This window comes from Streptomyces sp. NPDC058637 (genome assembly GCF_042717325.1).
GTDB lineage: Bacteria > Actinomycetota > Actinomycetes > Streptomycetales > Streptomycetaceae > Streptomyces.
The window spans coordinates 30,963-47,963 of sequence record NZ_JBHXRD010000021.1; the positions used below are offsets into that span (position 1 = coordinate 30,963).

A 17,001-nucleotide genomic window follows, 5' to 3' on the forward strand; every position below is an offset into this window, starting at 1 on the left:
GACCGTCCCCCTTGTAGACTGCCGAGGCGTGCGCGAGTGCTGGAACTGGTTAGACAGGCTGGTTTTAGGTACCAGTGCCCTAGTGGCGTGAGGGTTCGAGTCCCTTCTCGCGTACTTCACGAGAGGCTCGGCTCCTATCCGGTAGGAGTCGAGCCTTTCGCACGCGGGGCGTCAGCCCACCAGTTCCCGCACCACCGGCACCAGTGCCCGGAACGCCTTCCCCCGGTGGCTGATCGCGTTCTTCTCCTCCGGGGTCAGTTCCGCGCAGGTCCGGGTCTCACCGTCGGGGACGAGGATCGGGTCGTAGCCGAAGCCGTGGGCTCCGGCCGGGACCCGGCGCAGGGTGCCCGTCAGGCGGCCTTCGACCACGCGTTCCGTGCCGTCGGGGAGGGCGAGGGCCGCGGCGCAGGCGAAGTGGGCGCCGCGGTGCGGGGGGTCGATGTCGCCGAGCTGGGCCAGGAGCAGGTCCAGGTTGGCGCGGTCGTCGCCGTGGGTGCCGGCCCAGCGGGCCGAGAAGATGCCGGGGGCGCCGCCGAGCACGTCGACGCAGAGGCCGGAGTCGTCGGCGACGGCCGGGTGGCCGGTGGCGCGGGCCAGGGCGTGGGCCTTGAGGAGGGCGTTCTCGGCGAAGGTGACGCCGGTTTCCTTGACGTCGGGGATGTCGGGGTACGCCTCCGCGCCGACGAGGTCGTGGGTGAGACCCGCGTCGGCGAGGATCGCGTGGAGTTCGGTGATTTTCCCGGCGTTGCGGGTGGCGAGGATCAGGCGCGTCATGTCCTGATTATGGCCGGGTGCTAGGGCGTGCAGACGTTGGCGATCTCGGTGGCGGCGTCCGTGACCGGGGCGATGTCGGGGGTGGCGTCGCCCCTCTCGATGGACTCGCGGACGTTGGTGACCCCCGCCTGGAGGTCGTCGACGGCCTTGCCGAGGTCGGCGTTGTCCGTGGTGTCGCCGAGGTCCTTGAGCTCCTTGTCGATCTGGTCGAGGGCTTCGGTGGCCTGGGTCGGGTCGTCGGAGGCGGTGGAGACGGCCTTCTGGAGGTTGTCGACGCTGGTGGCGATGGCGTCGGCGGTACGGACGCAGTCCAGGGCCTTGTCGACGGCTCCGCAGCCGACCGCTGCGGTGAGCGTGAGCAGTGTGGCCGTGACGGCGAGTGCGGTGCGGTGGTGGCGGCGCGAGGCCATGGAGCGGTCCCTCCCCGGGATTCGATACGTGGACGGGCGCACGGTTCGACCCGTGCGCCCGTATTCGTATCGACGTTTCGTGGTGGCTATTTGGTTCCTTCTTTACTCACCGAGGGTGCGGGCGAGCGCCTCTTCCTGGAGCTTGGCGAGGTCGGTGCAGCCGGCGGTGGCGAGGTCGAGGAGGGCGTTGAGCTCGTCGCGGTCGAAGGGCTGGGCCTCGGCGGTGCCCTGGACCTCGACGAAGCGGCCGTCTCCGGTGCAGACGACGTTCATGTCGGTCTCGGCCCGGACGTCCTCCTCGTAGCGGAGGTCGAGGAGGGGGATGCCGTCGACGATGCCGACGCTGATCGCGGCGACGGTGCCGGTGAGGGGCTTGCGGCCGTGTTTGATGATCTTCTTGCCCTGGGCCCAGGCGATGGCGTCGGCGAGGGCGACGTAGGCGCCGGTGATGGCCGCGGTGCGGGTGCCGCCGTCGGCCTGGAGGACGTCGCAGTCCAGGACGATGGTGTTCTCGCCGAGGGCCTTGTAGTCGATCACGGCGCGGAGCGAGCGGCCGATGAGGCGGCTGATCTCGTGGGTGCGCCCGCCGATCTTTCCGCGTACGGATTCGCGGTCGCCGCGGGTGTTCGTGGAGCGGGGCAGCATGGAGTACTCGGCGGTGACCCAGCCCTCGCCGCTGCCCTTGCGCCAGCGGGGGACGCCTTCGGTGACGGAGGCGGTGCAGAAGACTTTGGTGTCGCCGAAGGAGATGAGTACGGAGCCTTCGGCGTGCTTGCTCCATCCGCGTTCGATGGTGACGGGGCGGAGCTGTTCGGGGGTGCGGCCGTCGATGCGAGACATCTGCCGAGCCTATCGGCTGGCGGGGACGGCTCCGTTCGGGTGCACCGCAGGCCCCACTCCTCGGCCGGGGACGGGCGGGTGCGGGGCCTGCGGGTGTGGCGCGGACCTGGGTGGGTCGGCCGGGGTCAGCCGGTCACATCATGTCTTCGATGTCGGCGGCGATGGGGTCGGCGTCGGTGCCGATGACGACCTGGATCGCGGTGCCCATCTTGACGACGCCGTGGGCGCCGGCGGCCTTGAGTGCGGCTTCGTCGACCTTGCTGGGGTCGTGGACTTCGGTGCGGAGGCGGGTGATGCAGCCTTCGATCTCGTCGATGTTCTCGATACCGCCGAGCCCGGCGACGATCTTCTCAGCCTTGCTGGCCATGTCCTACTCCCTGGTCTGTGCGTGCGGGGGCGGCCCACCATGGGTCCCGTTTCGTCACGGTAACGCACGGTTGGCCCAACTTCACGGGCGGGTAACCGCGCTGTCCCCAATGATGACGATCACCGGCGCCCTGCCTTCCGGCCGGGCTCCGCACCGTACCGCAACTGGTCTACACCAGTGTGCACCGACCGCCAACCCTGGCGTGTTCCAGGAGGATGCCGATGAGCTCCAGCAGCGCAGCAGGTGCGGCAGTGCCGCGGAAGAAGTGGTGGAACGGCCTCTTCCAGGGTCTGCAGAAGATGGGCCGCAGCCTTCAGCTGCCGATCGCCGTGCTCCCCGCGGCGGGCATCCTGAACCGGCTCGGCCAGCCCGACGTCTTCGGTGACGACGGTCTGGGCTGGACGAATATCGCCAAGGTGTTCGCGGCGGCGGGCGGGGCCCTGCTCGACTCGGGGCTCGGGCTGCCGCTGCTCTTCTGTGTCGGTGTCGCGATCGGCATGGCGAAGAAGTCGGACGGTTCGACGGCGCTCGCGGCGGTCGCGGGTTTCCTCGTCTACTACGCGGTGCTGCACGCGTTCCCGGTCGACTGCGCGGAGGGTTCGGACTTCAGCGGGGCGGGCATGTGGGGCGGCGTCTGCGTCGCCGAGGACACCACGGTGACCGCCGCCGCCTATCAGAACCCCGGGGTGTTCGGCGGCATCGTCATGGGGCTGATGTCGGCCTGGTTCTGGCAGCGGTACCACCGGGTCAAGCTGGTCGACTGGCTGGGCTTCTTCAACGGGCGCCGGCTCGTGCCGATCATCATGGCGTTCGTGGGGCTGGTGTTCGCGGGTCTGTGCGCCTGGCTGTGGCAGCCGGTCGGTGACGCCCTGGTCAGCTTCTCGGAGTGGCTGGTGGATCTGAACTGGCTGGGCTCCGGCATCTTCGGCATCGCGAACCGGGCCCTGCTCGTGTTCGGTCTGCACCAGTTCCTGAACACGTTCGTCTGGTTCCAGTTCGGTGACTACACCAAGCCCGACGGTACGGTCGTGCACGGTGACATCAACCGGTTCCTGGCGGGCGACCCGACGGCCGGCCAGTTCACCACGGGCTTCTTCCCGATCATGATGTTCGCGCTTCCGGCGGCGGCGCTGGCGATCTACCACTGCGCCAAGCCGCACCGGCGCAAGGCGGTCGGCGGAATGATGGTCTCGGTGGGTCTGACGTCGTTCGTCACGGGCATCACGGAACCGATCGAGTACTCGTTCCTCTTCGTCGCGCCCCTGTTGTACGTGATCCACGCGGCCCTGACCGGTGTCTCGATGGCGGTGACGTGGGCGCTCGGGGTGAAGGACGGCTTCAGCTTCTCGGCGGGTCTGATCGACTACGTCATCAACTGGAGTCTGGCGACCAAACCGTGGCTGATCATTCCGATCGGGCTGGCCTTCGCGGTCGTGTACTACGCGATCTTCCGGTTCGCGATCACGAAGTTCGATCTCCAGACGCCCGGGCGGGAGCCCGACGAGGTGGAGGAGGAGATCGAGAAGAACCTCACCAAGTAGGCCCTTCCGGCCTTCGGGCGCGGCTCGGCACGGCCCTCGGACCTGACGGTCCGGGGGCTTCGCCGTGTCACCGAGGGTGGTGGACGGACTACACCGCAAATTGAAGGTTCCTTATCTAACCCTCACCGTGCTAAAACTGGTCTACACCACTCAGTGGTCCAGACCACGCGGCTGTTTTCCCCGTCGCGTTCCTCGAGTCGTCGCCTCCCCGGTAACCCGTCCCCGGCGACGCCTTGCCTTACCGGAGGAAGTTCATGAGTACGGAAACCGCTGCCCCGGCGGCTCCCGCCAAAAGGCGGGGTGCCGGCGTGTTCCAGGGCCTGCAGAAGATCGGGCGCAGCCTCCAGCTGCCGATCGCCGTCCTGCCTGCGGCGGGCATCCTGCTCCGCCTCGGCCAGCCCGATGTCTTCGGGGCGGAGGGCCTCGGCTGGGGCAAGGTCGCCACGGTCTTCGCGACCGCCGGTGACGCCGTCTTCGCCAACCTGCCGCTGCTGTTCTGCGTCGGTATAGCCATCGGCTTCGCCAAGAAGGCCGACGGTTCCACCGCACTCGCCGCCCTGGTCGGCTTCCTGGTCTACAAGAACGTGCTGACCGCGTTCCCGACCTCCGACGCCGTCGTGAACACCACGGCCAACAAGGGTGTCGACGTCGCTGCGACGTACAACGACCCCAAGGTCTTCGGCGGCATCATCATGGGCCTCCTGGCCGCCGTCATCTGGCAGCGCTACCACCGCACCAAGCTGGTGGACTGGCTCGGGTTCTTCAACGGCCGCCGTCTCGTCCCGATCATCATGGCCTTCGTGGGCACCGTCATGGGCGTTCTCTTCGGTCTGCTCTGGGAGCCGATCGGTGACCTCATCACCAACTTCGGTGAGTGGATGACGGGTCTGGGCGCCGTCGGCGCCGGCGTCTTCGGTGTCGTCAACCGTGCGCTGCTGCCGGTCGGCATGCACCAGTTCGTGAACACGGTGGCCTGGCAGGAGATCGGCTCCTTCACGGACTCCGCCGGTGGCGTGTGGCACGGCGACCTGCCGCGCTTCTTCCACGGCGACCCCACGGCCGGTCAGTTCATGTCCGGCTTCTTCCCGATCATGATGTTCGCGCTGCCCGCCGCCGCCCTGGCGATCACACACACGGCCCGGCCCGAACGCCGCAAGGCCGTGGGCGGCATGATGATGTCCCTGGCGCTGACCTCGTTCGTCACCGGCATCACGGAGCCGATCGAGTTCGCGTTCATGTTCATCGCACCGCTGCTGTACGTCATCCACGCGGTGCTGACCGCCGTGTCGATGGCCGTCACGTGGGGCCTGGGCGTGCACCACGGCTTCAGCTTCTCCGCCGGTGCGATCGACTACTTCCTGAACTGGAACCTGGCGACGAAGCCGTGGATGATCATCCCCATCGGTCTGGTCTTCGCGGTGGTCTACTACGTGGTCTTCCGCTTCGCCATCACGAAGTTCAACCTCACCACCCCGGGCCGTGAGCCCGAGGAAGAGGTCGAGGACCTCACCAAGGCGTAAGCCCTGGCAGGCGCACGACGAAGCCCCACCTCCCGCCCCGGGAGGTGGGGCTTCCTCGTGCGTGGGGCCGGGGATCAGACCTCGTACACCGCTCCGGGGACGGCCAGCTCCACCGGGCCGTCGTAGGCCTCGCGGGCGTCGCCGAGGTTGCGTTCGGCGTCCGTCCACGGGGGGATGTGGGTGAGGACGAGGCGTCCGGCTCCGGCGCGGGCGGCGTATTCGCCGGCTTCGCGGCCGTTGAGGTGGAGGTCCGGGATGTCTTCCTTGCCGTCGACGAACGACGCTTCGCAGAGGAACAGGTCCGCACCGTCGGCGAGTTCGGTGAGGGCGTCGCAGGTGCCCGTGTCGCCGGAGTACACCAGGGTGCGGCCGTTGTGCTCGATGCGGATGCCGAAGGAGTCGACAGGGTGGAAGAGCTTCTCCGTGCGGACCGAGAAGGGGCCGATGTCGAAGGATCCCGACTTGAGTGTGTGGAAGTCGAAGACCTCGCCCATCGCGTGCTCGGACGGGGTGTCGGCGTGTGCGGTGGTCAGCCGCTGCTCGGTGCCTTCGGGGCCGTACACGGGGATGGCTTCGGGGCGTCCGCCGTCGAAGCGGTAGTAGCGGACGACGAAGTACGCGCACATGTCGATGCAGTGGTCGGCATGGAGGTGGCTGAGGAAGATGGCGTCGAGGTCGTAGAGACCGACATGGCGCTGCAGCTCGCCGAGGGCGCCGTTGCCCATGTCGAGGAGCAGCCGGAAGCCGTCGGCCTCTACGAGGTAGCTCGAGCATGCGGAACCCGCGGACGGGAACGAGCCTGAGCAGCCGACGACGGTGAGCTTCATGGAGCGTGAACCTCCGAGGCGTGGGAACGGGGAGGGTCGTGCGGTTCGTCGAGCGTAAGGCGCGAAACCGCTGGTCGCTCCTCCAGGGCCTGCCGTTGTGGGGGAACTCACCTGTGCTGTCACCGGTTCGATGGAAGGCCGGGTGCCGTCCGGCGCCGGTACGGTCGGGATATGAACACATGGTGGTGGGTGGCGCTGGTCGCCGTGGTCCTGCTGGCTCTCGTCGCGACGGTGACCGATGCGCGGGGGCGGGGCGGTCGGGGGCCGCGGCGTCCCGGTGGTCGGACCCGGCCGCCGGGACGGGCGCCGGAGCGGGGGCGGCCGGGGCCGCACGGGGTTCCCCGGCCGGGGGAGATCTGGTGGGCGGACGTGCCGTACGAGGACGGGCCCGGGTCGAAGGACCGGCCGTGTCTGGTGCTGTCGGTGCGGGGTGGCACGGCGGTCGTCGCCAAGATCACCAGCAAGCATCATGAGGAGCGGCCCGGGGTGATCGCGTTGCCGCCCGGGACCGTGGGGGACGCGCGGGGGCGGCGGAGTTTCCTGGAGACGGACGAGCTGCGGGACGTGCTCGTGTCGGGGTTCCGCCGGAAGGCGGGCGAGCTGGATCCGGGGATGTGGGCGCGGGTCCGCGGGCGGGGGTGACGCGGAATGCCGGAGAGCGCCGGACGGGCTGGGTTTCCCAGTCGGTCCGTCGCTCTCGGGTGTGGTGCGTCCGGTGCGTGGGGGCCGGGCACCGGCCCGGCCGTCAGGCCCAGAGCTGGCCTTGCAGGGTTTCGATCGCGGCCTCCGTGGTGGGGGCGGTGTAGACACCTGTGGACAGGTATTTCCAGCCGCCGTCCGCGACGACGAAGACGATGTCCGCCGACTCCCCCGCCTTGACGGCCTTGCGGCCGACGCCGATGGCCGCGTGGAGTGCGGCACCGGTGGAGACGCCCGCGAAGATGCCCTCCTGCTGGAGGAGTTCGCGGGTGCGGGTGACCGCGTCGGCGGAGCCCACGGAGAAGCGTGTGGTGAGTACCGACGCGTCGTAGAGCTCGGGGACGAAGCCCTCGTCGAGGTTGCGCAGGCCGTACACGAGGTCGTCGTAGCGCGGCTCGGCGGCGACGATCGTGATGTCCGGCTTGTGCTCGCGCAGGTAGCGGCCGACACCCATGAGGGTGCCGGTGGTGCCGAGGCCCGCGACGAAGTGGGTGATGGACGGGAGGTCGGTGAGGATCTCGGGGCCGGTGGTGGCGTAGTGGGCGCCGGCGTTGTCCGGGTTGCCGTACTGGTAGAGCATCACCCAGTCGGGGTGCTCGGCGGAGAGTTCCTTGGCGACGCGTACGGCCGTGTTGGAGCCGCCCGCGGCGGGCGAGGAGATGATCTCGGCTCCCCACATGGTGAGCAGGTCGCGCCGTTCCTGCGAGGTGTTCTCCGGCATGACGCACACGATGCGGTAGCCCTTGAGCCTGGCCGCCATGGCGAGCGAGATGCCGGTGTTGCCGCTGGTGGGCTCCAGGATCGTGCAGCCGGGTGTCAGACGGCCGTCCTTCTCCGCCTGCTCGACCATGTGGAGCGCGGGGCGGTCCTTGATCGAGCCGGTGGGGTTGCGGTCCTCCAGCTTGGCCCAGATGCGGACGTCCTCGGACGGGGACAGTCGCGGGAGGCGGACGAGGGGGGTGTTGCCCACGGCCGCCAGCGGGGAGTCGTACCGCATCAGCGCATGCCGCCGGCGACGGCCGGGAGGATGGTGATGCTGTCGCCGTCGGCGAGCTTGGTGGAGATGCCGTCGAGGAAGCGGACGTCCTCGTCGTTGAGGTAGACGTTCACGAAGCGGCGGAGCTGCTCGCCGTCGACGATGCGCTCACGGATGCCGTTGTGGCGGCTCTCCAGGTCGACGAGGAGGTCGGCGAGGGTGTCACCGCTGCCTTCGACCGCCTTGGCGCCGTCGGTGTAGGTGCGGAGGATGGTCGGGATGCGGACCTCGATGGCCATGGCGTGGGCTCCTGTCGAAAGCGGGGAGGTGGCGTGGGGCGCGCGTTTGGCCCCCCGCGCAGGGGGTGGTGCGTACGTGGTGGCTCGGACCGCGGCTCAGGCCGTGCGGCTCACGGGCATGCCGCGGCGGGACACATCGCGCTGGAGAGCCGGCACAGGTCGACGTGCAGCCGCGCGACGAGCAGCATGCCCGGCGTCTTGTCGCTCACGTCATGGGGAACCATGGGCTCATCGTATCGATTCCCGCCCCGGAACCCGGAGTGTGATCCCACATAGTGGATGGTGAGCGTTCGCCAGTTGGACAAGGGGTGGGGGCGGAGCGCGCGGCGCACCGCCCCCAGAGGGGTCAGGCCGCGGACGGGTACGCCTCGACGACCTCGACGTCCTCCTCCGTGATCTCGCCGTCCACGATGCGGTACGAGCGGAACTGGAAGGGGCCGGCGGCGTCGGCGTCCGCGGTGGAGACCAGGACGTAGTGGGCGCCGGGCTCGTTGGCGTAGGTGATGTCGGTGCGGGAGGGGTAGGCCTCGGTCGCCGTGTGCGAGTGGTAGATGATCACCGGTTCCTCGTCACGGTCGTCGAGGTCGCGGTAGAGCTTCAGCAGGTCCGTCGAGTCGAACTCGTAGAACGTGGGCGAGCGCGCGGCGTTGAGCATCGGGATGAAGCGTTCCGGGCGGCCTGTCCCGGCCGGACCCGCGACCATGCCGCACGCCTCGTCGGGGTGGTCGGCACGGGAGTGCGCCACGATCTGGTCGAACAGCGCCTGGGTGATGGTCAGCATGGCGCCCAGGATAAGCAGACGGGCCCTCCCGTACCGAGGAGTGGTGCGGGAGGGCCCGGATGCCGGACACGGGCCGTTGGGGCGGCCGGTGTCCTCGGGTACGCCGTGGCGCGGGTCAGCGCTTGGCGAAGGACGTGTTCTGGGGGTTGCGGGACTTGAGCGTCAGGTAGGAGACGCCGAGGACGAGTCCCCAGAGCGGCGCGCAGTACAGCGAGATCCGGGCGTCCTCGTCGATGGCCATCATGACGATGACCAGGCCGATGAACCCGAGGGCGAACCAGCTGCTGAACGGTGCGCCGGGTGCCTTGAAGGAGGACTGGGGCAGTTCGCCGCGGTCGGCCTTGGCGCGGTAGCGGATCTGGCAGACGAGGATCATGATCCAGGCCCACATGCCGGAGATGGTGGCGAAGGAGACGACGTAGTTGAACGCGTCGCCCGGCCACTGGTAGTTGATCCACACGCCGACGAGCATGAGGGCGGCGGAGAAGGTGGTGCCGGCCAGCGGGAGGCCGTTCTTCGTCAGCCTGGTGAACGCCTTCGGCCCCTGCCCGTTGAGTGCGAGGTCACGCAGCATGCGGCCGGTGGAGTACATGCCGGAGTTGCAGGAGGAGAGCGCGGCGGTGAGCACGACGAAGTTGACGATCGCGGCGCCGACGCCGAGGCCCATCTCCTCGAACGCGGCGACGAACGGCGAGACACCGGGCTCGAACGTGCTCCACGGGACGACGGAGAGGATCATGATCAGCGCGCCGACGTAGAAGACGGCGATACGCCACGGGACGGTGTTGATGGCCTTGGGCAGGACGGTCTTGGGGTCCTTGGACTCGCCCGCGGTGACGCCGACGAGTTCGACGGCGAGGAAGGCGAACATGACGATCTGCAGGGTCATCAGCGTGCCGCCGATGCCCTGGGGGAAGAAGCCGCCGTCGTTCCACAGGTTGGCGACGGTCGCGGTGTCACCGGCGTCGGAGAAGCCGATCGTGAGCACACCGGCGCAGATGAGGATCATGCCGATGATCGCGGTGACCTTGACCATCGAGAACCAGAACTCGAGCTCGCCGAACAGCTTGACCGAGATCAGGTTGGCGCCGTAGAGGATGACGGTGAACACCAGCGCGGACAGCCATTGCGGGATATCCCACCAGTACGTCATATAGGTGGCCGCGGCGGTGACTTCGGTGATTCCGGTGACGACCCAGAAGAGCCAGTAGGTCCATCCGGTGACGAATCCGAAGAAGGGGCCGAGGAATTCGCGTGCGTACTCCGAGAAGGAGCCTGACACCGGGCGGTACATGAGGAGTTCGCCCAGGGCCCGCATGATGAAGAAGATGACCAGACCCGCGATGGCGTACGCCAGGATGAGGCTGGGCCCGGCCCGGTCGATGGCCTTTCCGGCACCGAGGAAGAGTCCTGTGCCGATGGCGCCGCCGATGGCGATCATCTGGATCTGACGGGCTCCCAGTCCTCGCTGGTAGCCCTCGCCGGTGCCGGTGTCCACGGCCTCGGGGCCGTCCGCCTGTCCCTTGTCGACCTGCGCCGATGTCATGGTGGTGCGCCTTTCTCCACGCTGATCCGCGCCCGCGTGGGCGTCGGATCAGGTCCTGATCCCCCCGGATATGGATGGAGTGCCGCCGGCGTTCGGCCGGCTCGTAGCGCCCCCGGGGACAGGGGTGGCGTCCCCGGGCGGTCGTGAAGATTTATCACGGTCGCCCGGTTCGGCCATCGGACATTATGTGGCGCACGCCACAGGAAAAAGCGGACAAGGGTTTCCAGCCGCTGCAAAGAAGGCCATTCAGGTGACGGGATCGTTATTCGGATTTGAGGCTCCGTTGAGCGAAACCCGGAGCCGGCCCGCACCTCTGCCGCTTACTGCTTCGGCATCATCGTTTCGATGAGTGTTTCCTGGAGTGCGCCGAGCCAGAGATAGGCCATCACCATCGGCTTGCGCGGATCGCTGTCGGGGAGGCGGTAGAGGGAACCGTCCTGGCCCTCGTCCTCGTCGGACACCTCCAGGCGGGTGCCGATGGTGAGCCTGAGGTCGTTCAGGGACCCCAGCCAGCTGCGGCACTCGTCGGCGCCGAGCCGGAGCACCGCCCCGCCGTCCCCGCCGGGGCTGAGGCCGTCCAGGGTGCGTACGACGGTGAGGGCGTCCTGACGCTTGCGGGAGCGCAGGTCGTTCTCCGTGAAGCGTCGGAACTCGGCGGACGCCTCGCGGAGCTCCTTGTCCTCGTCCCCATACGCCTCGGGGAAGAGTCTGGCCAGTGCCGGGTCGGAGGGCGGTTCGCTCGGCCCTTCGGCGAACAGGGCGGCGAGCGGGTCCTCGCCCTCGACGGCTTCGTCGCCGGGACCGATCAGTTCCAGCAGCTGGACGGCGAGGGAGCGCAGGATGGCGATCTCGACCTCGTCGAGCGCGACGGCCGCGCCGCCGCCGGGGGTGGCCTCGAAGTGGCCGGCCATGAATTCTCCGATGGTGGTCGGGCGGAGGGGGCAGAGCTCGGGTCAGTTGCGGTCCTGGGTCAGCGTCGCCCAGAGGCCGTAGCCGTGCATGGCCTGGACGTCGCGTTCCATCTCCTCGCGGCTGCCGCTGGAGACGACCGCGCGGCCCTTCTGGTGGACGTCGAGCATGAGCTTGTGCGCCTTGTCCTTGGAGTAGCCGAAGTAGGCCTGGAAGACATACGTCACATAGCTCATGAGGTTGACCGGGTCGTTGTGCACCAGCGTCACCCAGGGGACATCGGGCTCAGGGACGGCGAAGGTCTCCTCGGCCGATTCGGGACGTTCGATCTCTACGGGGGCAGCAACGCTCACCTACCCCATGCTGCCACCAGGAAGGGTCCCGCGCATAAACGGAGGTCACATCTCGTCACTTTGACGAATAGGGGGTAGCATCCCCGGCATGAACTCAGCGGACCTTGGGCGACGGGTCGGTGTCCCGTCGACCGCGCTCTTCACCGACCAGTACGAGCTCACGATGGTGCAGGCCGCACTGAAGGCGGGCACCGCCGACCGGCGCTCCGTCTTCGAGGCCTTCACCCGGCGACTGCCGGAGGGACGGCGCTACGGGGTCGTCGCGGGCATCGGGCGGGTGCTGGACGCGGTGGAGAACTTCCACTTCGACGACGAGATGCTCGCCTTCCTGCGCGACCAGCGGATCGTGGACGCCCCCACGGTCGACTGGCTGGCGGACTACCGCTTCGGCGGCGACATCTGGGGCTACCCGGAGGGCGAGGTGTACTTCCCCGGGTCGCCGCTGCTGCGGGTCGAGGGCTCCTTCGCCGAGTGCGTGCTGCTGGAGACCGTGATCCTGTCGATCCTGAACCACGACTCGGCGATCGCCGCCGCGGCGTCCCGGATGTCGGCCGCGGCGAGCGGCCGCAGGCTGATCGAGATGGGCGCGCGGCGCACCCACGAGCTGTCGGCGGTGGCCTCGGCACGCGCCGCGTACATCGGCGGCTTCCACACCACCTCCGACCTGGCGGCCGGCTTCCGCTACAACATCCCGACCGTCGGGACGAGCGCGCACGCCTTCACCCTGCTGCACGACAGCGAGCGCGACGCGTTCCGGGCGCAGGTGGACTCGCTGGGCCGGGGCACCTCGCTGCTGGTCGACACGTACGACGTGACCGAGGCGGTCCGTACGGCGGTGGAGATCGCGGGGCCGGAGCTCGGCGCCGTACGGATCGACTCGGGCGACCTGCTGCTGGTCGCGCACCGCGTGCGGCAGCAGCTGGACGAGCTGGGCGCCACGGAGACGAAGATCGTGGTGACGTCGGACCTCGACGAGTACGCGATCGCGTCGCTGGCCGCCGCGCCCGTCGACGCGTACGGAGTGGGCACGCAGTTGGTCACCGGGAGCGGTCACCCGACGTGCTCGATGGTCTACAAGCTGGTGGCGCGCGCGGCGTCCGCCGATCCGGCCGATCCGCTGCTGCCGGTCGTGAAGAAGTCGCTGGGCGCGAAGTCGTCGCGGGGCGGGCGCAAGTGGGCGGCGCGCCGGCTGGACGAGCACGGCGTGGCCGAGGCCGAGGTGATCGGCACGGGCCCGGTCCCGGCGGAGCTGGCGGACCGGCAGCTCCAGGTGGAGCTGGTCCGGGGCGGCGAGGTGGTCGCCCGGGAGCCGCTGGAGGCCGCGCGTGACCGGCACGTCACGGCGCGTTCGGGCCTGCCCATGTCGGCGATCCAGCTGTCGCGGGGCGAGCCGGTGATCCCCACGGAGTACGTGTGACGGACGCCCCCGGGGCGACGCGGCGCACCGGGGGCGTCCGGGGAGCGCGGCCGTTCCCCGGGCACCGGCCGGGCCCGGGGGTGCGGGCCCCCGGGCGGCCCGCGGGCCCGGCCCCGCGGGCCCGTGAGGCCCGCGGCGCGGGGGGCGCAGACCCGGAAGGTGTGACCCCTCCCGCGGGGCCTGCCGAGTCTCTAGGCTCGACGGCATCCCCACCCGTTCCCACGACCGCCGTCCCCTCTCCACCGTCGAACCCCCACCGAAGGACACCCGTCATGCATCGCGCCTTGATCGTCGTCGACGTTCAGAACGACTTCTGCGAGGGCGGCAGCCTCGCGGTGGCGGGCGGCGCCGATGTCGCCGCCGCCATCACCGACCTGATCGGCGAGGCCCAGCCCGGCTACCGCCATGTGGTGGCCACCCGCGACCATCACATCGACCCGGGTGACCACTTCTCGGCGGAGCCCGACTTCGAGCACTCCTGGCCGGCGCACTGCGTCGCCGGTACGGAGGGCGTGGGCTTCCACCCGAACTTCGCCCCGGCCGTCGCCTCCGGCGCGATCGACACCGTCTTCGACAAGGGGGCGTACGCCGCGGCGTACAGCGGTTTCGAGGGCCTCGACGAGAACGGGACCGGGCTCGCGCAGTGGCTGCGGGACCGTTCCGTCACGGCCGTGGACGTCGTCGGGATCGCCACCGACCACTGCGTACGGGCGACGGCGCTGGACGCGGTCCGTGAGGGCTTCACCACGCACGTGCTGCTGGACCTGACCGCCGGTGTCGCCGAGGGGACCACGGACCGGGCCCTGGAGGAGCTCCGCGCCGCGGGTGTGGTGCTGTCCGGCAAGCCGGTCGTCTGACCGCTCCCGGGGCCTCAGGCCGCCGGGCGGACCGGTCCCGCGTGGCCGGTGGGTCCCAGCAGGGCCCGGATCGGGTGCCAGAGCTCCTGGCCGGTCTGTGGCGCGGTCCGCCACAGGAGCCCGTCCGGATGGTGCAGCACGGCGGTGATCTCGTCCGGGGTGGGCGGCTGGGTGTTGCCCCGGAGGTAGACGGAACGCAGCCCCAGGTTGCGCAGCCTGGTCAGGGCGCGCGCCCGGTTGGCCGCGTGGACCAGCACCCGGACCGGGGCTCCGGGCCCGGCTCCGTCCGCCGGACGGTTCAGGGCCAGTGCCACCACCACCGTGCCGTTGGGCAACCTGCAGAAACCTCCGCCTGCCATGCTGTGCGCTCCCCCGTGAGACATCGCGTCAATAAGGATCGAACAAGACGCACCTAAACACGATCGGCCGCCGCCCGCTAGAGGGCGACGGCCGATCATGTTCTGACCTGCGGTTTTGCTGACTACTTGCCCGAGGGGCCGACCTTCACGGTGATCGTCGAGCCACTGAGGGGCTCGTTGACGATCGCGATCCGGGTGTTCGTGTCAGTCACCTTGACACTTCCGGTCGGGTTCTCCGCGTACCAGTAGGTGCCCTTGCGGTCGTCGAAGGCGGGGACACCCAGCGACGGCTTGATCTTCAGCGGCACGTCCGCGTTGTGCAGCGTGAAGCCCTTGTTCGGGTACCGGCTGAACGGCGCGTCGAACGGCTGGATCTTGTTCCGGAGGACCGTGCCGTTGGACCACTTGAGCGGCTCGGCGTGCGAGTCCACCGGCAGGATCAGGCCCTGGCCGTGGTGCTGCGAGGTGTTGTTGTCCTTCTGGGAGGTGTCCCAGAGCCACACCATCAGACCGTTCTGGTACGAGTAGTGCTCGACCCAGTCCGGACGGGTGGTGGAGAAGCCGAAGTTGTACGGGCCGACCTCGAGGGTCTTGTCGTACGACACGTACTGGCGGTTCTCGGCGATGTAGTACTGCGGGTAGTCGTTGGTGAACGACTCACCGATCCGCGAGAAGCCCTTGGCGGTCCAGCCGTTGTCGTCGCCCTCGGCGTTGTCCGTGAAGAGCACGGCGCCGTCGGCGGTGACCGTGATGGCGTCGGCCGTGAAGCCCTTGCCGCCCGCGCCGCCGTCCGTCTGGTAGCGGAAGCGGAGGTCGACCTTCTTGCCCGCGTAGGCGTCCAGCGGGTACGAGAGCTTCCTGACCGCGCCGGAGACGTCGGTCAGGGCCGGCTTGTCGCTGGCGTCGCGCGGAATGGCCTTGCCGTCGGCGGTGCCGTCGAGCGCGGTCCAGGAGGAGCCGCCGTTGTCCGAGACCTCGGTGTAGAGGTAGTCGTAGTCGGCCTCGATGTCGTACCAGCCGGACAGGTCCAGCGAGGCGGACGTCCTGCCGGTCAGGTCGACCGGGCGGGTCAGGGTGTTCGACAGGTCGTCACCCATGTCGCTCCACCACTGCTTCGAGCCCTCGGCGGGCTTCGCGACGGTCGTGGTGACGGTCTTCTCGGGCAGCTCGACGACGAGCGCCTGCTTGTTCTTGGTGTTGTACTCCGCGACACCCAGCTTGTGCGTCGACTTCGTGGCGGCCTTGGCCGTGTCGTAGTCGAGCCAGCCGAGCTGCAGCTTGTCCCAGGCGGTCATGTCGCCGGGCAGGTTGCCGATCTCGCCCTGTCCGGTGCCGAGCCAGGAGCCCGCCGACATGAGGGACCAGAAACCGACCGAGTTCTCGCCGCCGCCGGAGGTGTCGTACAGGTCCGGCAGGCCGAGGTCGTGGGCGTACTCGTGGGCGAAGACGCCCAGGCCGCCGTTCTCGGGCTGCGCGGTGTAGTCGCCGACCCAGATGCCCGTGTCGCCGATCTCCGCGCCGCCGGCCTTGTTGCCCGCCGGGCCGGTCGCGCCCGCGTTGGTGCCGTACGCGTACCAGCGGTGCGCCCAGAGGGCGTCGGTGCCCTGGGCGCCGCCGCCCGCGGACTCGTCCTCGCCGGCGTGGACCAGCTGGAAGTGGTCGATGTAGCCGTCGGGCTCGTTGAAGTCGCCGTCGCCGTCGAAGTCGTAACGGTCCCACTCGTCGTATCCGGCGAGGTCCGTCTTGATCTGGTCGAGCGTGCGGCCCTTGGCCTTCTGGTCGGTGACCCACGCGTTGACGCCGTCGCGGACCGTGTCCCAGACGTTGGCGCAGTTGCTGGAACCGCAGTAGTTGGAGCCGTAACGGGCCTCGTTGTACGGGACCTTGACCCAGTCGGAGACCTCGCCGTCGACGGAGTAGCGCCCGGAGGACGTCTTCTCGTAGTACGTCTTGAGCGAGTCCTTGCCCTTGCCCTCACCGAAGTAGAGGTCCTGGAAGTGGGCCTGGTCGTAGTCGGCCTGCCAGGCGGTGCTGTTGTCCTTCGCCGGGTCCGGCTCGGCTATCTCGTTGTGCAGGGGGCCGGGCGTGCCCCCGTACTTCTTGACGGGCGGCTCGGGGCCGTCACCGTCGGGGTCGAACATCGTGGTGTCGTCGACCTGGTCGCCGAACTCCACGAGGATGGTGAAGATCTTGTCGGTCTTCTCCCGGCCCAGCTCGACGTACTTGCTCTTACCGAGCTTGACGACCTTGGAACCGCCGCGGGTCGACACCTTCTTGTCGCCCGCGAGCACCTGCTCCAGCGCGGCCTGACGCCGAGCGTCCTGCTCCTTGCTGAAGGGGCCTTCCAGGTCGTGCTCCCCCGCCTTGACCGGTGCGGGGTCGCGGCGGTCGACGATGGAGGCGCCGGATCCTGACGTCCTGTCATCCGCCTGGGCGGTGGCGAAGGCCGAAGCCGTCGCGGCGGTGGCGGCCAGCGCCACGGCCACCGCGGTGGCGCGTAGCGCCCGTATCTGAGTGGTCACTTGA

Annotated in this window: 19 protein-coding genes and 1 tRNA gene; 6 read left to right on the forward strand and 14 right to left on the reverse strand. The window is 69.2% G+C overall.

Annotation, left to right across the window (positions count from 1 at the left end; translation table 11 throughout):
* Nucleotides 1–30 precede the first annotated feature (30 nt).
* A tRNA-Leu gene (locus ACFWVP_RS21740) sits at nucleotides 31–114 on the forward strand.
* 57 nt (nucleotides 115–171) lie between these two features.
* Here ACFWVP_RS21740 and rdgB read toward each other — a convergent pair.
* The 4 genes from rdgB to ACFWVP_RS21760 form a co-directional block, all read right to left on the reverse strand.
* Nucleotides 172–774 carry an RdgB/HAM1 family non-canonical purine NTP pyrophosphatase gene (gene rdgB / locus ACFWVP_RS21745; RefSeq protein ID WP_384498886.1) on the reverse strand — a complete coding sequence of 201 codons (603 nt, stop codon included), beginning with the start codon at nucleotides 772–774 and terminating at the stop codon, nucleotides 172–174.
* 20 nt (nucleotides 775–794) lie between these two features.
* A complete protein-coding gene (locus ACFWVP_RS21750; RefSeq protein ID WP_384498888.1) occupies nucleotides 795–1,184 on the reverse strand; it encodes a hypothetical protein in 390 nt (129 codons plus the stop codon).
* 102 nt (nucleotides 1,185–1,286) lie between these two features.
* The gene (gene rph, locus ACFWVP_RS21755; protein WP_384498890.1) at nucleotides 1,287–2,024 is read right to left on the reverse strand and encodes a ribonuclease PH; all 738 of its coding nucleotides are present in this window, start codon (nucleotides 2,022–2,024) and stop codon (nucleotides 1,287–1,289) included.
* A 133-nt stretch (nucleotides 2,025–2,157) separates the two neighbouring features.
* Nucleotides 2,158–2,391 carry a glucose PTS transporter subunit EIIB gene (locus ACFWVP_RS21760; RefSeq protein ID WP_014156020.1) on the reverse strand — a complete coding sequence of 78 codons (234 nt, stop codon included), beginning with the start codon at nucleotides 2,389–2,391 and terminating at the stop codon, nucleotides 2,158–2,160.
* A 221-nt stretch (nucleotides 2,392–2,612) separates the two neighbouring features.
* On the opposite strand from ACFWVP_RS21760, the gene ACFWVP_RS21765 reads away from it, so the two are divergent.
* Entirely contained in the window at nucleotides 2,613–3,932 is a 1,320-nt protein-coding gene (locus tag ACFWVP_RS21765; RefSeq protein WP_384498893.1) for a PTS transporter subunit EIIC, read from the forward strand.
* Nucleotides 3,933–4,186: 254 nt separating this feature from the next.
* Entirely contained in the window at nucleotides 4,187–5,452 is a 1,266-nt protein-coding gene (locus ACFWVP_RS21770; protein ID WP_384498895.1) for a PTS transporter subunit EIIC, read from the forward strand.
* Between the two features lie 74 nt (nucleotides 5,453–5,526).
* Here the strand turns inward: ACFWVP_RS21770 and ACFWVP_RS21775 are convergent, their stop codons facing one another.
* A complete protein-coding gene (locus tag ACFWVP_RS21775; RefSeq protein WP_384498897.1) occupies nucleotides 5,527–6,279 on the reverse strand; it encodes an MBL fold metallo-hydrolase in 753 nt (250 codons plus the stop codon).
* A 171-nt stretch (nucleotides 6,280–6,450) separates the two neighbouring features.
* On the opposite strand from ACFWVP_RS21775, the gene ACFWVP_RS21780 reads away from it, so the two are divergent.
* A complete protein-coding gene (locus ACFWVP_RS21780) occupies nucleotides 6,451–6,921 on the forward strand; it encodes a type II toxin-antitoxin system PemK/MazF family toxin (RefSeq protein ID WP_384498899.1) in 471 nt (156 codons plus the stop codon).
* 103 nt (nucleotides 6,922–7,024) lie between these two features.
* Here ACFWVP_RS21780 and ACFWVP_RS21785 read toward each other — a convergent pair whose 3' ends face one another.
* The 7 genes from ACFWVP_RS21785 to clpS all read right to left on the reverse strand — a co-directional run bounded on the left by ACFWVP_RS21785 (nucleotide 7,025) and on the right by clpS (nucleotide 11,842).
* On the reverse strand, nucleotides 7,025–7,975 hold the full coding sequence (locus ACFWVP_RS21785) for a PLP-dependent cysteine synthase family protein (protein WP_384498901.1): 951 nt from the start codon (nucleotides 7,973–7,975) through the stop codon (nucleotides 7,025–7,027).
* On the reverse strand, nucleotides 7,975–8,253 hold the full coding sequence (locus ACFWVP_RS21790) for a MoaD/ThiS family protein (RefSeq protein ID WP_384498903.1): 279 nt from the start codon (nucleotides 8,251–8,253) through the stop codon (nucleotides 7,975–7,977). The genes ACFWVP_RS21785 and ACFWVP_RS21790 overlap by 1 nt, the downstream gene beginning before the upstream one ends.
* A gap of 110 nt (nucleotides 8,254–8,363) precedes the next feature.
* Nucleotides 8,364–8,477 carry a putative leader peptide gene (locus ACFWVP_RS21795; protein ID WP_015577357.1) on the reverse strand — a complete coding sequence of 38 codons (114 nt, stop codon included), beginning with the start codon at nucleotides 8,475–8,477 and terminating at the stop codon, nucleotides 8,364–8,366.
* Nucleotides 8,478–8,599: 122 nt separating this feature from the next.
* Nucleotides 8,600–9,034, reverse strand: a complete 435-nt coding sequence (locus ACFWVP_RS21800) for a Mov34/MPN/PAD-1 family protein (protein WP_384498905.1) — start codon at nucleotides 9,032–9,034, stop codon at nucleotides 8,600–8,602.
* Between the two features lie 115 nt (nucleotides 9,035–9,149).
* On the reverse strand, nucleotides 9,150–10,580 hold the full coding sequence (locus ACFWVP_RS21805) for an amino acid permease (protein ID WP_384498907.1): 1,431 nt from the start codon (nucleotides 10,578–10,580) through the stop codon (nucleotides 9,150–9,152).
* A 320-nt stretch (nucleotides 10,581–10,900) separates the two neighbouring features.
* The gene (locus ACFWVP_RS21810) at nucleotides 10,901–11,491 is read right to left on the reverse strand and encodes a DUF2017 domain-containing protein (RefSeq protein ID WP_384498908.1); all 591 of its coding nucleotides are present in this window, start codon (nucleotides 11,489–11,491) and stop codon (nucleotides 10,901–10,903) included.
* Between the two features lie 42 nt (nucleotides 11,492–11,533).
* The gene (gene clpS, locus ACFWVP_RS21815) at nucleotides 11,534–11,842 is read right to left on the reverse strand and encodes an ATP-dependent Clp protease adapter ClpS (protein WP_031100168.1); all 309 of its coding nucleotides are present in this window, start codon (nucleotides 11,840–11,842) and stop codon (nucleotides 11,534–11,536) included.
* Nucleotides 11,843–11,930: 88 nt separating this feature from the next.
* On the opposite strand from clpS, the gene ACFWVP_RS21820 reads away from it, so the two are divergent.
* Entirely contained in the window at nucleotides 11,931–13,259 is a 1,329-nt protein-coding gene (locus ACFWVP_RS21820; RefSeq protein ID WP_384498910.1) for a nicotinate phosphoribosyltransferase, read from the forward strand.
* A gap of 272 nt (nucleotides 13,260–13,531) precedes the next feature.
* Nucleotides 13,532–14,116 (forward strand): isochorismatase family protein, encoded by a 585-nt coding sequence (locus ACFWVP_RS21825; protein WP_384498911.1) that lies wholly within the window; start codon nucleotides 13,532–13,534, stop codon nucleotides 14,114–14,116.
* A gap of 14 nt (nucleotides 14,117–14,130) precedes the next feature.
* Here the strand turns inward: ACFWVP_RS21825 and ACFWVP_RS21830 are convergent, their stop codons facing one another.
* Nucleotides 14,131–14,475: a hypothetical protein gene (locus ACFWVP_RS21830; RefSeq protein ID WP_384498913.1), complete on the reverse strand. Its 345-nt coding sequence runs from the start codon at nucleotides 14,473–14,475 to the stop codon at nucleotides 14,131–14,133.
* Nucleotides 14,476–14,597: 122 nt separating this feature from the next.
* The gene (locus ACFWVP_RS21835; RefSeq protein ID WP_384498914.1) at nucleotides 14,598–16,997 is read right to left on the reverse strand and encodes an immune inhibitor A domain-containing protein; all 2,400 of its coding nucleotides are present in this window, start codon (nucleotides 16,995–16,997) and stop codon (nucleotides 14,598–14,600) included.
* Between the last annotated feature and the right edge of the window lie 4 nt (nucleotides 16,998–17,001).

What these genes read in the sequence shown, in the direction of transcription:
- ACFWVP_RS21750 (WP_384498888.1), bottom strand. Translation starts at nt 1,184, where the DNA reads ATGGCCTCGCGCCGCCACCACCGCACCGCACTCGCCGTCACGGCCACA.
- rph (WP_384498890.1), bottom strand. Translation starts at nt 2,024, where the DNA reads ATGTCTCGCATCGACGGCCGCACCCCCGAACAGCTCCGCCCCGTCACC.
- ACFWVP_RS21765 (WP_384498893.1), top strand. Translation starts at nt 2,613, where the DNA reads ATGAGCTCCAGCAGCGCAGCAGGTGCGGCAGTGCCGCGGAAGAAGTGG.
- ACFWVP_RS21830 (WP_384498913.1), bottom strand. Translation starts at nt 14,475, where the DNA reads ATGGCAGGCGGAGGTTTCTGCAGGTTGCCCAACGGCACGGTGGTGGTG.
- ACFWVP_RS21770 (WP_384498895.1), top strand. Translation starts at nt 4,187, where the DNA reads ATGAGTACGGAAACCGCTGCCCCGGCGGCTCCCGCCAAAAGGCGGGGT.
- ACFWVP_RS21805 (WP_384498907.1), bottom strand. Translation starts at nt 10,580, where the DNA reads ATGACATCGGCGCAGGTCGACAAGGGACAGGCGGACGGCCCCGAGGCC.
- ACFWVP_RS21790 (WP_384498903.1), bottom strand. Translation starts at nt 8,253, where the DNA reads ATGGCCATCGAGGTCCGCATCCCGACCATCCTCCGCACCTACACCGAC.
- rdgB (WP_384498886.1), bottom strand. Translation starts at nt 774, where the DNA reads ATGACGCGCCTGATCCTCGCCACCCGCAACGCCGGGAAAATCACCGAA.
- ACFWVP_RS21800 (WP_384498905.1), bottom strand. Translation starts at nt 9,034, where the DNA reads ATGCTGACCATCACCCAGGCGCTGTTCGACCAGATCGTGGCGCACTCC.
- ACFWVP_RS21795 (WP_015577357.1), bottom strand. Translation starts at nt 8,477, where the DNA reads ATGGTTCCCCATGACGTGAGCGACAAGACGCCGGGCATGCTGCTCGTC.
- ACFWVP_RS21760 (WP_014156020.1), bottom strand. Translation starts at nt 2,391, where the DNA reads ATGGCCAGCAAGGCTGAGAAGATCGTCGCCGGGCTCGGCGGTATCGAG.
- ACFWVP_RS21780 (WP_384498899.1), top strand. Translation starts at nt 6,451, where the DNA reads ATGAACACATGGTGGTGGGTGGCGCTGGTCGCCGTGGTCCTGCTGGCT.
- ACFWVP_RS21820 (WP_384498910.1), top strand. Translation starts at nt 11,931, where the DNA reads ATGAACTCAGCGGACCTTGGGCGACGGGTCGGTGTCCCGTCGACCGCG.
- ACFWVP_RS21825 (WP_384498911.1), top strand. Translation starts at nt 13,532, where the DNA reads ATGCATCGCGCCTTGATCGTCGTCGACGTTCAGAACGACTTCTGCGAG.
- ACFWVP_RS21775 (WP_384498897.1), bottom strand. Translation starts at nt 6,279, where the DNA reads ATGAAGCTCACCGTCGTCGGCTGCTCAGGCTCGTTCCCGTCCGCGGGT.
- ACFWVP_RS21785 (WP_384498901.1), bottom strand. Translation starts at nt 7,975, where the DNA reads ATGCGGTACGACTCCCCGCTGGCGGCCGTGGGCAACACCCCCCTCGTC.
- ACFWVP_RS21810 (WP_384498908.1), bottom strand. Translation starts at nt 11,491, where the DNA reads ATGGCCGGCCACTTCGAGGCCACCCCCGGCGGCGGCGCGGCCGTCGCG.